Origin of the sequence: Corynebacterium mustelae, from assembly GCF_001020985.1 — a bacterium.
In the GTDB taxonomy this organism is placed as follows: domain Bacteria; phylum Actinomycetota; class Actinomycetes; order Mycobacteriales; family Mycobacteriaceae; genus Corynebacterium; species Corynebacterium mustelae.
This window is the reverse complement of record NZ_CP011542.1, coordinates 331,435-346,867: the sequence shown is the minus strand read 5'-3', so window position 1 is coordinate 346,867 and position 15,433 is coordinate 331,435. Positions and strand designations below refer to the sequence as shown.

The following is a 15,433-nucleotide window of genomic DNA, read 5'->3' as shown; positions in this document are numbered from 1 at the left end:
CCAACCCGCTTTCAACCCAAAACGGCTGCTGCACCTTGCTCCATTAATTCTTGCGCCACCGCCTCACCAACAGCGGTTGATTGTGCAGGCAGCCCAGTGTGCGTGGCAGTCAACACCACCTGTCCATCCAACGAAACCACCGCGCCAGTGACTTCCAACTGGCCGTCCTGAATCGTCGAAAAGGCAGCGACAGGGGCACTGCACCCAGCTTCCAGACGATTAAGAACCACCCGTTCTGCCGTCGCACAGGCAAACGCTTGCCCGTCAGCAATCGAGGATATAGCAGCATAGGCTGCCAAATCATCAGCCCGGCATTCCACCGCCAGCGCCCCCTGCGCCGGTGCGGGATAAAACACAGCTGGATCAAAAACTTCCGTGGCAGCACTTTCCCGCCCTACCCGCGTAAGCCCCGCATAGGCTAACACCACCGCATCCAACTCACCAGATAAAACTTTTGCCATGCGGGTATCAATATTCCCTCGAAGCGGGCGAGTAACGATATCGGGCCGCAACGCCTTAAGCTGCGCTATACGGCGCGGCGCACCCGTTCCAATAACCGCGCCGGGTGGCAACTGTGCCAAGGTCAATCCGTCACGGGCTATAAGGCAATCACGCATATCCGCACGTGGCGGCACAATGAGTGTAAAGCGTGGGTCTGCTGCGGTCGGAAGATCTTTGAACGAGTGCACTGCTATGTCACATTCGCCGCTAAAAAGTGCGTCCCGCAGTGCTTGGGTAAACACTCCCACCCCAATGCGATCCACCGGAGCCATATTCACATCACCCACCGTGGTAACGGTATGTAGCTGTGCGGCATAACCATGTGCGGCAAGGGCGTCTCGCACATGCCCAGACTGAGTAGTGGCCAGTAAACTACCGCGGGTGCCAATGACAAGTTCAGACATGGGGCACTATACTCCTTGGGTTTGGTGCTGCGGCCGCAGGGTCTCAATGCTGGTATTGGCAGCCGTCGCGGTTTCTGTGGTCAGGGTCGCTGCGTCTGGCAGCTCGCTAAGTTCCACGCGAACCGACTGGCTTTCACCAGTTAAACCGAACAACTCTTGTAGCGCAGATTCATAGCTAACAACACCAGATTCGGCCGCCAGTTTTTTCACCCGCACGGTTGGCTGATGCAGCAGCTTATCCACCACCCTACGCACGGTGTTTGCCACCTCTGCGAACTCCGCATCGGCCATGTCGGGGGTGCGGCCTTGCAGTCGTAAAAGCTCTGTGTCAATCAATTCAGCGGCGTGACGTCGTAACGCAGTTACCGCAGGAGCAACATCTTTAACCCGTTGGGCGGAGCTGTAGTCAGCCAGCTCTTCGGCAACGATCCGCAACGCTGCCCCATCACCGCCTTGATCTTCGCGCTGAATAGCGTGGAGTCGTTCAATATTTACCAAAGTGGCCATAGTCCCCTCCGTTACAGCATCATCGATATCGCGCGGCATCGACAGGTCAATCAACATCAGTGGGTGCCCTGAAGGAATATCAGTACGGGTGATAGTGAAATTCTGGGCCCCGGTTGCAGAAACCGCAATATCAACTTCAGCCAGCGCTAACCGCCGGTCAGCAAAATCCACCACCCGAGCCGCAACCCCAGCCTCACGGGCATGCGCCGCCAAGCGCTCCGCGCGCTCACGGGTACGGTTGGCGACCACCAACTCGTCAATGCCTAGACGGCCTAATTGCGTCGCTGCAAGCGATGCCATCGCGCCGGCGCCTAAAACAAGTGCGGTACGGCCTGCAAATGGTTGGTGTATATCGACGGGGCCTAACTGAGCAATCGCCTCTTCGAAAGCGAACGACACCATTGATGCCCCTGCGGTATCAATATCGGTTTCTGTGTGTACCCGCTTGCCGGTGTGCAACGCCGCTTGCACTAGGCTGTGCAGTTTCGGACCTACCGTACCCGCGTCTGTTGCCTGTTGATAAGCAGTACGTACCTGCCCAATAATTTGTTGCTCCCCCACCACCATCGAATCCATGCCTGCGGACACCACCATCAAGTGTTCCGCTGCGGCATCCGCGTAGCGCACATACAAGCAGCCACGTAAAGTTTCTACCGAAACCCCACTCTTGCGATGCAAAACATCCACCACATCCGAGACCCCGGTGTGGAAACTTGAGGTGGTGCAATACACCTCAAAACGATTGCAGGTAGACACAATCATCGCCTCAGAAAGCGATGGCCGATCGATCAACTCGGCCGCTGTGTGGGTCTTTGCATCCCCATCCATGCTCAGCTTCTCCAGCAGTGCCACTGGTGCTGAGCGGTGGGACATACCCACTACCAAAACACTCACGCCGTTTTCACCGCTTTCCGCCTTGAAAACCGCCGGTCAACACCCAACCGACAGTGATCTAAGACCTCATGTTGGATCACTACATTCCACCCATATCCAGGTATCTGATTGAAGACTAACAGCCCAGCCTCAAACTTTTGGTTGAAAATTGGACGTTACTCTGATTCATATCACCGTAGCCGGGGGTAGGTGAGTTCACAACAAAGCATTGGCTAACTCGGCGTTATCAACCTCCCAACATGCGAATTCTTCCCCATCAATCACTACCACGGGCACTCGGTCGCCAAATTCCACCTGCAATTGCGGGTCGTCTTCTACATCACATACCCGAAATTCCACCCCCGCTTGGGCGATCACGTCTTTAATCTGCTCCCGCACCCGATCACAAGAACCACAGGTTTTTCGCACCATGAGTTCTACTATTTCCGCCACATCATCCTCCTTCGTTCAGCAATCACGTCAGGGCTGTTCCTCATAACCAAAATCGCCGTAATGCCACGTGAGCCGCCGCTTCTGACACGACCTAAGCAATGGTAGCCCGCCCGCTAAAGCACCGACTAGAATCACGGACTACCATGAATAAAGGCTACCGGTTTCAAGTCACCTGCCCTAACGCACAACACGTTTCACCCGTGCCGCAGGAACGTTAACCGCTAGTCATTATCCGCGCATTATGAGAAAGGTTTCGTCGTCAACGTGTCTGAACGTGAACCCACCTGGCATGAACGGCCAGAGGACTTCCTGGCGAGCTGGAGCAGCACCCGAGGAAACCTACGACGATTCTTCGAAGAGCGCGCCCTACCGCCCATCGACGACAGCACCCAGCAGAAAGCCGGTGAAGCTGCCGCCGCCATGGCCGCCAGTGAGCTTTTCGGCCTCGATCTCAAAGATTTCACCTCTGGGCTTGATTCCGTCTCCGGTTCCTATGAGGCCGCCGATTCGACCCATCTCCACATTCCCACATCGGATATTCCCGGATCTGGTGCCGCCGCTTTTTTCGATGTGGATAACACATTAATTCAGGGATCCTCGCTTATCGTTTTCGCACTGGGATTAGCTAGGCGTCGCTACATTTCACTCGGCGACATCATCCCAGTCGCCTGGAAGCAACTAAAATTCCGGGTCACCGGCGCGGAAAACGCCGAAGATGTCGCCGAGGGCCGGGAACAAGCCCTGGAATTCATCAAAGGCCGCAGCGTTGCCGAACTCGTCGACCTGTGTGAAGAGATCGTCGATACCCACATGCGCGATAAACTCTGGCCCGGCACCAAGCAACTGGCCGACAAACACATCGCGGCGGGCGACCAAGTTTGGCTCGTGTCCGCCACCCCAGTCCAACTCGGCCAGATCCTGGCGAAACGGCTCGGCTTCACCGGTGCCCTTGGAACCGTCGCTGAGGTCAAAGACGGGCTATTTACCGGCCGCTTGGTGGGCGACATCCTGCACGGCCCCGGTAAACGCCACGCGGTCGCCGCCTTAGCGACGATGGAAAAACTCGACCTTTCCCGCTGCACCGCCTACTCAGATTCCATCAATGACACCCCAATGCTGTCCATGGTCGGCACCGCTGTTGCCATTAACCCGGATCGGCAGCTGAGCAAAGAGGCCAAACGCCGGGGCTGGGAAATCCACGACTACCGCAGCCTGCGCAAAGCAATCCGCACGTTCGGAGTTCCAGCACTGGCCACTGCTGTGTTTAGCTGGAAAGCTTTTCGACGCTCCCCCAACGAGTCAGCGTAACGGGTAGGTTTGGGTATAACGGCTGAATTACCACATTTAGTGATGGTATTAAAATAAAAAACCCGCCTCCGAAGAGGACGGGGGAATTATGGAAAAAACTCTACTGTATACATCGAGATAGGTCAAATCCCTTTCCAAGCATTAGGTATTTTACTCTTCCCCACACTGGGAGGCATTTGAGATTGAACAAACGCATTTTGGTTTAAATAACAATGCCAGTCTCCGTTTTCCGTCGAAGCTTTCTCGATTAAAGACCTATGTGGAGTTCCCCCTTGGGGATTCACGATCCCGACTGGAATTTTCGAGCGAACAAATGAAATTGGGAGAGATAAATCGGAATCGTTAGAAAATATGATAGCAGCGTCTATCCTACTTTCGTATGCATCATGCATGAGATGCGTGGCAACATTCACATCACTACCTTTTTCCTCATTATGAAAATACGAAACGAGATAGACGGCATCATTTTGGTATTTACCTGTCGTATCCTGAACCATTATCGGCCACTCAGGGTGATATATCTCTGGCCGCTTGTTTGCACCGAAGCGCGCCAAAGGGGCGTATTTAACCCGGCTAACATAGTGCCCTAACACTAAATCGTCAACGTAGCCACCATGTTGAATAGCATTGAAAAACTGGAGCTGGTCAAGCATTGCTTGACGATCACGATCTTCAGAAATGCGAGCAGAACAAAAGACTATCCTTTCCAACTCTATGGAATCCCAAACTTCCCCAATCCGTTGGGCACTGGAATAAAACGGAGCCTTTCGAACAAAATCGACTACGTATTCTGCTAAACCACGAGGCGAGTACCACTTCCACTGGAGTGGACTATCTTTAAATAAGTTTCTCCCTCCGTAGTAGACATTGAACCCATCGAAGTAAACTCCTACTCGTGTGACCATTTTTTACCTTTACCCTCTGTCATAAAACTTGCTCCTAGAATAGATCAACAGGAAATGACGAAGGAAAGCTTTTGGCAATATTGCAGCCAATAACACAATCAAAAGCGTGGCTAGGTACTTCTCAGCTAACCACGCCCGGAAACCAGGTAGGACTTGTCCCTCGTAAAACACCAAAACATCTTTTTAGCGATAGAAAAATCCTAAACATACAACAACCGCCACCCTCTTACGCAATGGTGTTGAGTGAGGGTGGCGGTTGTCATAAAAGCTATTATTTGCCGAGTTTACGACGCTGAACTCGGGTGCGGCGCAGCAGTTTGCGGTGCTTTTTCTTGGACATGCGCTTACGGCGCTTCTTAATGACAGAACCCATACCGGTTTCCCTCGCTTACCTAATTGAAAGATGTACGTACTTCTTCCCTGTCAGCCGCCCACACGGACTTGAACTTATAACAGGCAACTTCCAAAGTTGTTGCCCACCACGCAGTCGAAGTGCACTTTCGCCCGCGAAGCAGCCGCCACAAAACGTAGCAAACTAGCCGTGCATGGGCGTGGTGCTGACACGAATGGGTCTAATCATACCGAGCGTGGTTGCCGGGAACAAAACATACCCCAACTTCTGCCACTTAGGCCCCAAAAAGAAAACAGCACCATCGCCATCAACTCCTTTGGCAAGTAAGGAGCGCACGACGAAGGTGCTGTTAACCGGTTAAACAGAGGTAAACGGTGATACCTAACCGACTTCGCCCACTTCGTAGTAAGAGGAGTCGAGGTATTCGTTAACCGCCTTCTCATGCACGCGGAAACTACGTCCCACACGTACCGCCGGCAATTCACCGGAGTGAACTAACCGATACACGGTCATTTTGGAGACGCGCATGATTTCTGCGACCTCCGCAACGGTTAAGAAGGTTCCGTTATCTTCTCTAGCCATATTTATCTAACCCTTCAGCAGGTGGCGCGCTGCGGGCTTCCCCTCCCGCAGTAGTATCACGCACGTGCTGAATTGAGCTTAGCGTGAAACATGTGACTGGTGCGACCTAGTGTGCAAAAAATAACTCTCAGAAAAAGAAAATTACCCCTGTTGTTTCACGAAAGCGCAGGAAACAGAATAGTATTCCGACTTAGAGAAGGGGGTATAAAAAATTATGAATTTGTTAGTGATTTAAGCCACAAGCCGGAAAATGGCCGTCAACTAATCGGCGTTTTCAGCCGCGTTCTATGAACCCAATTCCTTGGAACGGCGTGCGCAAGCCTCCGTGGCGTTGTAAACAGCCGCCCGGATACCAGCTTCTTCCAAAACCCGAATTGCGGCGATTGTGGAACCGCCTGGGGAGGATACATCGGCACGTAGTGCCTGCGGGTGTTTGCCAGTCTCTTTAAGCATCGCAGCAGCGCCATAGAAGGCATTAACGGCCAAGAGGCGGGATGCTTCACTTGTAAACCCTAGGTTCACTCCTGCGTCGATCATTGCTTCTGTAAATAGAAATAGATAGGCCGGGGAGGAGCCCGCTAATGCAGTGACGGCATCCATATCCGATTCGGAAACAACACATACCGAACCAACCATGTCGAGCAATTCGACGATCTTATCCACATGTTCGTCTTTGGCAAACCTGCCTGGCGCGACGGCGCTCATTCCTTTACCAACCAACATGGGGGTGTTGGGCATAACCCGAATGACGGATGAGCCTGCGGCCAGCACTTCTTCGATAGCAGCGGTGGTAATTCCCGCCGCCATGGACACAACTGTTGTTGCGTCGTTGTTGTCTATAACTTCGGCGATCTCGTCCACAACTTTCAACACGGCTTGTGGCTTAACACAGACGAATACTACGTCCACCCCGTCGACGGCTGGACCGTTCTCATCAAACGTGACCACTTCGTATTTTTCCCGCAGATACTGTGATCGATTCGCAGATCGATTGGTCACGTGAATATTTTTCGGGTTGGTTCCGCCCGCGATCAGCCCAGCGATCAACGCCTCGCCGATTTTTCCGCCACCGATTACTGCAATAGAACTCATGTGGATAACCTTGCCAAAAACACTGCATGGTTGCACTCCGAACACTGCGGCAGCTGCAACTATTAATCAAATCGCAATAATAAAAATCACGCCACTAGCCGTTCTGCGTGCCTGATTTGCAGCACAATAAGACCCAAGCCACAGGGGGTTGAGCATGGAAAACATGCAGCACATATGGATTAGCGATTCGGGTTTTCCAAAAAGAACTCGACCTTTTGTGGTGTGGTGGTTGGTTTCGTGGGCTGGGAAGAAGAAAAGGTCGAGTTGGGTCATGCCCTACTGGCTGCTACATGGCAGGGCGATGTAAAACCTGACGTGAGGGGAAATTCTGCGGAAAAATCACGTCGCATCATTAAAACCCTTAGCTCAGTTCGCAGTGCCGGGAATCAGGATTGAGCTAAGTACGAAAAACAAAACACGCCACTAGCCGTTGCACCTGGCAGGCTTGGGAAGGGAAAAGCCAGGTAAGGCTAGTGGCGTGTGAGTGAAAAAATGTCAGACTACCATCCGACAATAATGAGTGGACCGAATGTCATTACCAGGCCGACCAAACCTGTTAACGCCATTGAAAGCCCGTCGCGGGATGTCCGCATGACGCGGACGATCGTCACCAGCGCGATAGTGACCGCTAGGCCTAGGGCTGCGACGATCTTTTTATCCATAGATGCCCAGAGGTACTGGAAGCCAATGAACAACGCCGCGCCAACGAGGATTCCAGCGATTGCCATGCCGATCACCGCAATGATCGACATTTTTTCCAGTGGTTCCTCTTCCTCGCCGATCATTGTGGCGGCGGCGCGGGTTGACACTGCTGGTGGATTTTGATCTTCCGGATCTTCTGCCACAGTATCTTGATCGTCGTATTCTTCGACGTATTCGTCGGTATATTCCGATACGTAGCCATCATCGAGATAGTGTTCCTCATATCCCGTTTCTGGTTCATAGTTAGCTTCGTTGTACTCAGACTCGGTGTATTCGTCGTCGTAATACTCTTCGTATTGACCATCGTGCGGTTCAGCAAAATCTTCGTCGTAGTATTCCGTATCATCGTCAGCTTCAACCACATAGTCGTTTTGCTGCGTAGCGCCAGGAACGGTTGCCGCTGGCATTACTTCCGTCTTGGGATAGTCCTCAGTTGCATCGGGTTCCCCCAGTTCCGGTTCGATAAACTCGTGTTCGTCCAGTTCTGGATCATCAAACCCGTGCTCATCAAGTTCTGCTTGTCCTTGTTCCATTGCCTGCGCAACGGCGTCGTCAAGCGGTGATGGTGCTGGGGTTTCTTCTTGGAAAACCACGGTAGGATTCTTTGCCAGGTCGGCTACTGGTGCTTCAAAGAATTGTTCGGAAGTAACAACCGGGAATGAACCGGTGGTCAACCGCACTGGGTCGTCTTCGCTGACGACGGACAACACGATGGTTTCATCACTGCTCGGAACTGGTTTGGTCACACCAGTGGTGGCGACTTCTGGTTCTGCCTCGGATTCTTCACCCACCACAACATAGGTAACCGCTGGCGATTCTTGTTCTGGTTCCTCTACTGCGGGTTCTGAAGCAACTGGTTCCGCCATCGCTGGTTTCATGGCAGGCTTCATTACTGGCTTCAGGGTTGGCTTCGGCACCGGAGTTTCGCTAGTGGCTGGCGGTGTTGCCTGCGCTGGTTGCGATGTCGGAATGGGTTCATCGAAATCTTGAGGTGATTCGTTGTCGATGATGGACCACTGGGTGGTTTGTTCCAGGTCAGCTGCGGTATTCCCACCAAAAGTGGTGCTACGGGCTGGTGTTTGCGGTTCCGAGGCAACTTCTGGGGTTGGTTCAACTCCATGTGGTTGGGAAACGTCGTAGCCTGCTTCATCGGTTTTTGATGCTTCGGATGCGGTTGCAGGCGTCACAGGCTCGGCATCAAGCGGCTGGTTAGAGTGCTTGGCTTCGGCGGGTTTCGCATCCACTTTCGGGATTCGCCCAGTGAGCTCGGCGACGGTAACGCCGCCGTCTTCGATGCTACGGCGGCGGCGCGTTCGCTGGTTGCTACTTGCGCCTTCCTTGCCAGCTTTTGCCAGCAATTCCGCAACGGTGAGTTGCTTGTCGGTCATCGTCTATGCCTTCCCAATTTCTCGTTCAGGGTCTAGGCCCTGTTCGATTCGCCGGAAAATTACGCCTTCGCGTAATGCCCACGGACAAATCTCAAGTTTTTCAATATTCAGCGCACGCATTGCCGCTTCCGCAACAAGCGCTCCTGCAACGATCTGGTGGGATCTGCTCGCAGACACGCCTTCTAGTTCTGCCCGATCGGCCGCTGTCATACGCGTTATGAACGCGATGAGCTGCCGTAATCCGGGGGCGGTCAACTCCCGAGTTACATGCAACCCAGCGGACGACGGTGCAGCACCCGTCAATCTGGCCAACGTTCGGAACGTCTTAGATGTTCCTACCGCGATGCGAGCATTGCCATGTGCTCGCATGCTTTGAGCGGGCTCTACCAACTCTGCGTCGATAAAGTCGCGCAATAGATTGACGGTTTTACGTTCTGGTGGGTCAGTGTCAAACCAGTTGTGCGTTAGTCGTGCTGCCCCTAAGTCTAGGGAAAAGGCACAGTCAGGTTCTTCATTGACACCCGTAGTCATTTCAAGAGATCCACCACCAATGTCTAAATTGGTGATCCGACCAGCCGACCAGCCATACCAGCGTCGAACTGCAAGAAATGTCAGTCGTGCCTCGTCTTTGCCTGAGAGTATTTCTAGCCGCACTCCGGTTTCTTTTTCGACGTGGTCTAAAACCGACTCAGCATTGACGGCGGAACGCACCGCTGACGTGGCAAATGGCTTAAGCTCAACGCAGCCTAAACGATCTGCCAATTCTGCGGCCTCGGCGACGAAATCGGTGAGTTTTTTGATTCCTTTGTCGTCGATGGCGCCGTCTTTGTCTAAGTACTCAACTAGTTTGAGGGTAGTTTTCCAATCGCTCATGGGTGTTGGCGGTCCACCTGGTCGCGCATCAACGGCTACCAGGTGGACCGTGTTACTACCCACGTCTAAAACACCTAATCTCACACGTTTAAGGTTAGACGGTCTACGGTATTTAAGTGTGAACCGCCCCAATAACACGCCCGTGTCGCTCGGATTTCCGTCAATTTCGCCCGCCGCTAGCTCTATTCGCTCCGGTGCGGAGTTGCCGCCAGACTTTCCCAGGCAGTGGTTTGAGTTTACAAACCCCGATGATGAAACCCATGTGTTTAGCATTGATCTCACGTGGTTGGAATCGCATTATTCCTGCCAGTTTGGCACCAGCGCCTGCCGAGGGATCGTTGCGGATAACGCTGCGGTGGGATGCTGTAACCATGGCGCGTTTTTATGCGACGAAACTGATCGTGACCAGCTTTTCGACGCCGTTAGGCGGATGCCTGCCGCCTACTGGCAGTTCCGACCAGCAAGCGTCGACGACTACTTTTTGGCCTGTGACCAGGCTAACGATATTTCGTTGGAACCGTGGTTGGTGTGGGACGAATTGGATAATGATGAGGGAGAACCGGAGCCAGCCCTTAAAACCGCATTGGTAGATGGTGCGTGTATTTTTGCTAACCGGCCCGGCTGGTCTTCGGGCACCGGTTGCGCCATTCACCAATGGGCGTTAGACAGCGGTGAAGATTTAACCGTCGTCAAGCCTGAGGTGTGCTGGCAATTACCGTTGCGTCGCCTTGAAGCCTACGAAGAACGTGCTGACGGTGTGGAGATTCTGCGCACAACCATTACCGAATATGACCGACGTGGCTGGGGTAACGGAGGCGAGGATTTCGATTGGTACTGCACTACGGCACCTGACTGTCACACCAATACCACACCGTTGTGGCGAAGCTGCGAGGCGGAATTGCGCGCTTTGCTTGGCGACGCCGCCTACGACATCCTGGCCGATCACCTCACCGGGCGGGAAGAGGCCCGACGCGCCTTGGCTACAACCGCCACGCAACCTGATGTTTTCGTAACCCATCCGGCCACCGCTGCGGCCCGGCGTCGAAAAGCTTAAGCCTCAAACTTATAGCCCAATCCCCGCACCGTTACCAGGTGCGTGGGCGCGGACGGCTCCCGCTCGATCTTGGACCGCAGCCGCTTGATGTGCACATCCAGCGTTTTGGTATCGCCGTCGTAATCTGCGCCCCACACCCGATCTAATAATTGCCCTCGGGTAAGCACCCGACCTGCGTTACGCATCAGGTACTCCAATAGGTCGAACTCTTTCAGCGGCATTGCCACGGGTTGCGCGTCAACTGTAACGATGTGTCGATCCACATCCATCTCCACCCGGCCGCCGGTCAGCAACCAGCCTTCACCTTCGTCGACGATCGGCCCGTCGCCGCCGCGACGCAGCACCGCACGAATCCGGGCGATAAGTTCTCGCGACGAATATGGCTTGGTTACATAATCGTCCGCGCCTAATTCCAAGCCGACAACCTTATCTAATTCCGTGTCACGCGCCGTGACCATAATCACCGGAACCTGTGAGGTTTCCCGCAATTTTTTGCACACGTTGGTGCCAGACATTCCCGGCAGCATCAAATCCAGGAGCACAATGTCGATTGGGTGCGCCGCAAACTCCACCAATGCCTGCGGCCCATCCGCCGCATGGATGACCGAAAACCCCTCTTTACGCAGCAAAAACGCCAGCGGGTCAGCCAAGGACTCCTCGTCTTCGACCAACAAGATGGTTGTTGTCATTACTGCTTATCCTTTCGACGACCCCGCAACCCGGGAGAACGAAACAGTTCCGATTTCAAATTGTGCCCTACAACTTTTTCAACCGCAGCCGAACGCTCATCATCCGCGTGGTAAATCGGCAACTCTAACGAAAACGTCGAACCAGTACCCAGTTGCGACCACAATTTAATATCGCCGCCGTGATTAGCCGCCACGTGTTTCACGATCGCCAAGCCCAATCCGGTGCCGCCTGTTGAACGCGACCGAGCCTTGTCCACCCTAAAGAACCGTTCAAATACCCGTTGTTGATGTTCCGGCGCGATGCCAATCCCGTGGTCAGTAACCCGGATTAACACCACATCATCGCCCACGATGGTGGTCGTGACCGCCACTTCCACCCCGTTCGGCGAATAATTAATGGCATTAGAAATCAGGTTAGAAATCGCAGTTACCAACAAGTTCCTATCCCCCAACACGTCGACCTCACATGGTGGGGATTGGGTAAGACTAATGTCGGCGCTTTCGGCTGCTAGCCGGTTCCGGTTTACCGAGTCGGCTACAACGTCATCAATGCATATCGGCTCCATGTCCGGTAATGCCTCCGCGCCCTGCAACTTGGATAAAGAAATAAGTTCGGCGATCATTTCCCCCAACCGATGCGCTTCCTTGTATAACCGCTGCCCAAAATAGGCTACTTGTTCGGGATCATCCGAGGCTTCCGTTAACGCTTCGGCCAGTAGCGCCATCCCACCAACTGGAGTTTTCAATTCGTGCGAAACATTCGCCACAAAATCCCGCCGAGCTGATTCCATCCGAACGTTCTCCGACTCATCGGTGGAGTAAATAATGGCATAACGATCATCCACCAAGGTCAACGGCTTTACCACAGCCCGCACTGACCGCACTCGTGATCCAGTTTGCCTGCGAGTATCAAACGCGATGGAACGTTCTTCTTTATCCCCAAAAACCGCAGTAGCGATCTGCCACACATCAGCGTTCACCGTACGCTCATACACCACCCCCATTTCATGGGCTTGAGCATTCGACAACACCACGTGCCCCAACCTATCAACCACCGTTATTCCAGTTGGTGAACCCTGTACCGCCAGATGCAAAATCTGCGGAACCGTGGTGATATGGTTTTCCGATAATGCTGCTTTGTGCTGATATCGCTGCACTCGAGATTTAAGCCACGAGAATGCAGCTAGGGCGAGGCCGGTTACGACCACGCCCACAATAAAAGCTGGTATTTGTGAAGTCACAAACTACTCTCGCTGCGCCTTACTTATTTGCCGCCCTGTGCCGCTACGGCTGCTGCGCCTGCCGCTGCTGCCTCTGGATCCAGATAGGTACCGCCTGGGTTAAGGACTGTGCCGTCCGCATCAAGCTCGTACACTAGTGGGATACCGGTTGGGATGTTCAGCTCAGCAATATCGGCATCTGAGATTCCGTCCAGGTGCTTAACCAATGCCCGCAACGAATTTCCGTGTGCCGCAATCAAAACCGTCTCGCCGTTTTTGACCCGTGGCAGGATTTCTTCCTCGAAATATGGAACGAACCGAATCACAACGTCCTTCAGACATTCGGTCTGCGGTACCTGCGGCAGGTCTGCGTAGCGCACATCGTTTGCCTGTGAATACTCGTTATCATCCTCGATTGCTGCTGGTGGTGTGTCATAGGAACGACGCCATGCCATGAACTGATCGTCGCCGTACTTTTCCTTTGTTTCTGCCTTATTCAGCCCCTGCAATGCGCCGTAGTGGCGTTCATTGAGCCGCCAATCGCGGATCACTGGGATCCAGTGACGGTCTGCCTCATTCAATGCGATATTTGCGGTGCGAATTGCCCGGCGCAGCAACGAGGTGTACACAACCTCAGGCAGAATCCCTGCTTCGCGCAGCAATTGCCCACCCCGCTTGGCTTCGGCTTCGCCCTTCTCGGTCAGGTTAACGTCAACCCACCCGGTGAACTGATTAGACGCATTCCACTCACTCTGTCCATGACGGAGGAGAATTAGTTTTCCATTAGCCATACCCACCAGTGTGCCACGGTTTTTCGCACCATGTGCGGCAGAATCAACCACGACTAAAAATTGTGGAGTTTCTAACACTTTTAGGTTTATTCGACCACATAGCATCGGTGCCCGGTTTCCGTACAAACAGCCCAATGGCGCCCCGCACGGCCTTAGCCTTAGAACGGGCACTTTTGCTTTTCGACGATCCCCTCACCCAGAAACGAAACGCCTTCAGTGTAAGTTGCCGCGATCATTATGCGCCTCTACACGACACCGCAATCACCACGAAGCGAGAATCTGCTACACAGACGACCCCACCCCACACACACTATTAAACAATAAGTTATCTCAATAATTAGCAAATACTTATAAAGCTACACCTATCTGGAGGTAATTATGCCGATTTTTCTGTGAAAACTTCACAGAAAAGTTTCATATCGTGCGCAATTATTAGCATGAGGGCAGCAGAAGAAAAACCGATTTCTACCGTCTTACGACACGAAAGGAGTGTTCTTCGATGTACACATCCCCCAACTTCAGAGCACCTGGGGTACCGATATCCCCCAGAAGCGGTCGCCCCAGCATGATTGCACGTGTTTGCGCAATCATCGCATCAATCGCGCTGGCTTTAGGCCTCGTTCCCGCAGCCGTAGCCGAAGAACAAACATGGGGCATTTGGGTTGCCGGAACCCAGGTTACCGCAGCAAACAAAGACGATGTGTTTAGAAACAACACAGTTCGTTTCGATCCGGACAGCGCCACGCTTTATCTCAATAGCGCAAGACTTCTCAATGCCCAAGATATCGAAGACGAAAATGGCAGAATTCCTGAGGGGAAATGGGACCAGGTCCCAACGATCAGTATCACCGAAAAGAATCTCACCCTGCACATCACTGGTGACAACCGGATCCTAAACAAACCAACTAGCCCCGGTTCCGGGATACTGTTCCACAAAGCTGGCCCTGATTCAACGCTGACATTCACTGGTGATGGCTCTATTACTTTTTCCCGCCTGCCGCGCGAAAAGCCCTACGAGTATTTCCATGTCCCTGTTTACCGAGGCGTAGAGACTGAGGGGCAAACAAAGTTTGCTGGGCCGAATGTGTTAATTGAAGACAGTGGGTTATCAAGCCCACGGGGGATCACCGTTGCGGCAGGAGACGTTGTCGCACACTACCCAAGCGGGTACCGAAGCGCTACTGGCGTATCCGTCTGGGATGGAGATCTCCGCATTTCTGGTGGGTCACTTACCGGCATTGCGGGCAGCAAAAGCAATTCGGGATATTCAGGTGATAGCTACGCAGGTGTTTCTGCAGTTCCAGACCGTATATTCATCACTGGTGGAAAACTTATAGCTATAAGTACGGAAATCGCATTCCGCCCAACAGTAACGTTCCCAGAGACGTATAAGGTGCTGGTGAACGAGAAAAATACTGCCGAGGGCGCAAAACCATGGGACCGGACAACGCCGCTCGGCGATAAAGGTTCACCGTACAAATTTGTTCAAATCGAGCTAGCAGACTCCCCGCAGCCACCTGCAGAACCTACCACTTCTGCACCTAGTACTACTGCAACAGAATCGCCCACCACGCAACCAACAGAGTCTGCGAATCCAACACCAACGACAACATCAACGCCCAAAGAATCCGACCCAAACAGTGATCTGGTAGGTTTCCTGCGCTCGCTATTGTCGAAGGTTCTTGAGTTCCCATTGCTGAAGAGCTTGTTGTCATTCCTGTGGAAGTAATTTCCGCCAG

At 53.2% G+C, this 15,433-nt stretch carries 15 protein-coding genes; 3 read left to right on the top strand and 12 right to left on the bottom strand.

Going from position 1 to position 15,433, the window contains the following annotated elements; genetic code table 11:
• Positions 1–11: 11 nt before the first annotated feature.
• The 3 genes from hemC to CMUST_RS01635 form a co-directional block, all read right to left on the bottom strand.
• Positions 12–905: a hydroxymethylbilane synthase gene (gene hemC / locus CMUST_RS01645; RefSeq protein ID WP_047261059.1), complete on the bottom strand. Its 894-nt coding sequence runs from the start codon at positions 903–905 to the stop codon at positions 12–14.
• A gap of 6 nt (positions 906–911) precedes the next feature.
• Positions 912–2,306 carry a glutamyl-tRNA reductase gene (locus tag CMUST_RS01640; protein ID WP_047261058.1) on the bottom strand — a complete coding sequence of 465 codons (1,395 nt, stop codon included), beginning with the start codon at positions 2,304–2,306 and terminating at the stop codon, positions 912–914.
• Between the two features lie 195 nt (positions 2,307–2,501).
• Positions 2,502–2,717, bottom strand: coding sequence for a glutaredoxin family protein (locus tag CMUST_RS01635; RefSeq protein WP_047263271.1), 216 nt, complete (start codon positions 2,715–2,717; stop codon positions 2,502–2,504).
• Positions 2,718–3,002: 285 nt separating this feature from the next.
• On the opposite strand from CMUST_RS01635, the gene CMUST_RS01630 reads away from it, so the two are divergent.
• On the top strand, positions 3,003–4,046 hold the full coding sequence (locus CMUST_RS01630; protein WP_047261057.1) for an HAD-IB family hydrolase: 1,044 nt from the start codon (positions 3,003–3,005) through the stop codon (positions 4,044–4,046).
• 122 nt (positions 4,047–4,168) lie between these two features.
• Here the strand turns inward: CMUST_RS01630 and CMUST_RS01625 are convergent, their stop codons facing one another.
• The 6 genes from CMUST_RS01625 to CMUST_RS01600 form a co-directional block, all read right to left on the bottom strand.
• Positions 4,169–4,951 carry an NYN domain-containing protein gene (locus tag CMUST_RS01625; protein ID WP_052844469.1) on the bottom strand — a complete coding sequence of 261 codons (783 nt, stop codon included), beginning with the start codon at positions 4,949–4,951 and terminating at the stop codon, positions 4,169–4,171.
• Positions 4,952–5,222: 271 nt separating this feature from the next.
• On the bottom strand, positions 5,223–5,324 hold the full coding sequence (locus tag CMUST_RS16275; RefSeq protein WP_003402602.1) for a 30S ribosomal protein bS22: 102 nt from the start codon (positions 5,322–5,324) through the stop codon (positions 5,223–5,225).
• Between the two features lie 360 nt (positions 5,325–5,684).
• On the bottom strand, positions 5,685–5,885 hold the full coding sequence (locus tag CMUST_RS01620) for a helix-turn-helix domain-containing protein (RefSeq protein WP_047261056.1): 201 nt from the start codon (positions 5,883–5,885) through the stop codon (positions 5,685–5,687).
• A gap of 285 nt (positions 5,886–6,170) precedes the next feature.
• The gene (gene proC / locus CMUST_RS01615; RefSeq protein WP_047261055.1) at positions 6,171–6,977 is read right to left on the bottom strand and encodes a pyrroline-5-carboxylate reductase; all 807 of its coding nucleotides are present in this window, start codon (positions 6,975–6,977) and stop codon (positions 6,171–6,173) included.
• 500 nt (positions 6,978–7,477) lie between these two features.
• Positions 7,478–9,067 (bottom strand): hypothetical protein, encoded by a 1,590-nt coding sequence (locus CMUST_RS15705; RefSeq protein WP_052844468.1) that lies wholly within the window; start codon positions 9,065–9,067, stop codon positions 7,478–7,480.
• Between the two features lie 3 nt (positions 9,068–9,070).
• Positions 9,071–10,024, bottom strand: coding sequence for a Ppx/GppA phosphatase family protein (locus CMUST_RS01600; RefSeq protein WP_083987386.1), 954 nt, complete (start codon positions 10,022–10,024; stop codon positions 9,071–9,073).
• 34 nt (positions 10,025–10,058) lie between these two features.
• Here CMUST_RS01600 and CMUST_RS01595 point away from each other — a divergent pair, with 34 nt between their 5' ends.
• Positions 10,059–10,994, top strand: coding sequence for a hypothetical protein (locus tag CMUST_RS01595; protein ID WP_047261053.1), 936 nt, complete (start codon positions 10,059–10,061; stop codon positions 10,992–10,994).
• On the opposite strand, the gene CMUST_RS01590 is transcribed toward CMUST_RS01595, so the two are convergent.
• From CMUST_RS01590 to CMUST_RS01580, 3 genes are read right to left on the bottom strand one after another with little or no spacing between them, the layout of a single operon-like run.
• Positions 10,991–11,683, bottom strand: coding sequence for a winged helix-turn-helix domain-containing protein (locus CMUST_RS01590; RefSeq protein WP_047261052.1), 693 nt, complete (start codon positions 11,681–11,683; stop codon positions 10,991–10,993). The two genes, CMUST_RS01595 and CMUST_RS01590, sit on opposite strands and share 4 nt — an antisense overlap.
• Positions 11,683–12,924, bottom strand: coding sequence for a sensor histidine kinase (locus tag CMUST_RS01585; RefSeq protein WP_047261051.1), 1,242 nt, complete (start codon positions 12,922–12,924; stop codon positions 11,683–11,685). Before CMUST_RS01585 ends, CMUST_RS01590 begins: the two co-directional genes overlap by 1 nt.
• A gap of 23 nt (positions 12,925–12,947) precedes the next feature.
• On the bottom strand, positions 12,948–13,694 hold the full coding sequence (locus CMUST_RS01580) for a phosphoglyceromutase (protein WP_047263267.1): 747 nt from the start codon (positions 13,692–13,694) through the stop codon (positions 12,948–12,950).
• A 565-nt stretch (positions 13,695–14,259) separates the two neighbouring features.
• Here CMUST_RS01580 and CMUST_RS01575 point away from each other — a divergent pair.
• Entirely contained in the window at positions 14,260–15,423 is a 1,164-nt protein-coding gene (locus CMUST_RS01575; RefSeq protein WP_047261050.1) for a hypothetical protein, read from the top strand.
• Positions 15,424–15,433: the final 10 nt, after the last annotated feature.

Excerpts from the sequence above, each read along its gene's own strand:
- CMUST_RS01590 (WP_047261052.1), bottom strand. The coding sequence starts at position 11,683 with ATGACAACAACCATCTTGTTGGTCGAAGACGAGGAGTCCTTGGCTGAC.
- CMUST_RS15705 (WP_052844468.1), bottom strand. The coding sequence starts at position 9,067 with ATGACCGACAAGCAACTCACCGTTGCGGAATTGCTGGCAAAAGCTGGC.
- CMUST_RS16275 (WP_003402602.1), bottom strand. The coding sequence starts at position 5,324 with ATGGGTTCTGTCATTAAGAAGCGCCGTAAGCGCATGTCCAAGAAAAAG.
- CMUST_RS01635 (WP_047263271.1), bottom strand. The coding sequence starts at position 2,717 with ATGGTGCGAAAAACCTGTGGTTCTTGTGATCGGGTGCGGGAGCAGATT.
- CMUST_RS01620 (WP_047261056.1), bottom strand. The coding sequence starts at position 5,885 with ATGGCTAGAGAAGATAACGGAACCTTCTTAACCGTTGCGGAGGTCGCA.
- CMUST_RS01575 (WP_047261050.1), top strand. The coding sequence starts at position 14,260 with ATGATTGCACGTGTTTGCGCAATCATCGCATCAATCGCGCTGGCTTTA.
- proC (WP_047261055.1), bottom strand. The coding sequence starts at position 6,977 with ATGAGTTCTATTGCAGTAATCGGTGGCGGAAAAATCGGCGAGGCGTTG.
- CMUST_RS01625 (WP_052844469.1), bottom strand. The coding sequence starts at position 4,951 with ATGGTCACACGAGTAGGAGTTTACTTCGATGGGTTCAATGTCTACTAC.
- hemC (WP_047261059.1), bottom strand. The coding sequence starts at position 905 with ATGTCTGAACTTGTCATTGGCACCCGCGGTAGTTTACTGGCCACTACT.
- CMUST_RS01580 (WP_047263267.1), bottom strand. The coding sequence starts at position 13,694 with ATGGCTAATGGAAAACTAATTCTCCTCCGTCATGGACAGAGTGAGTGG.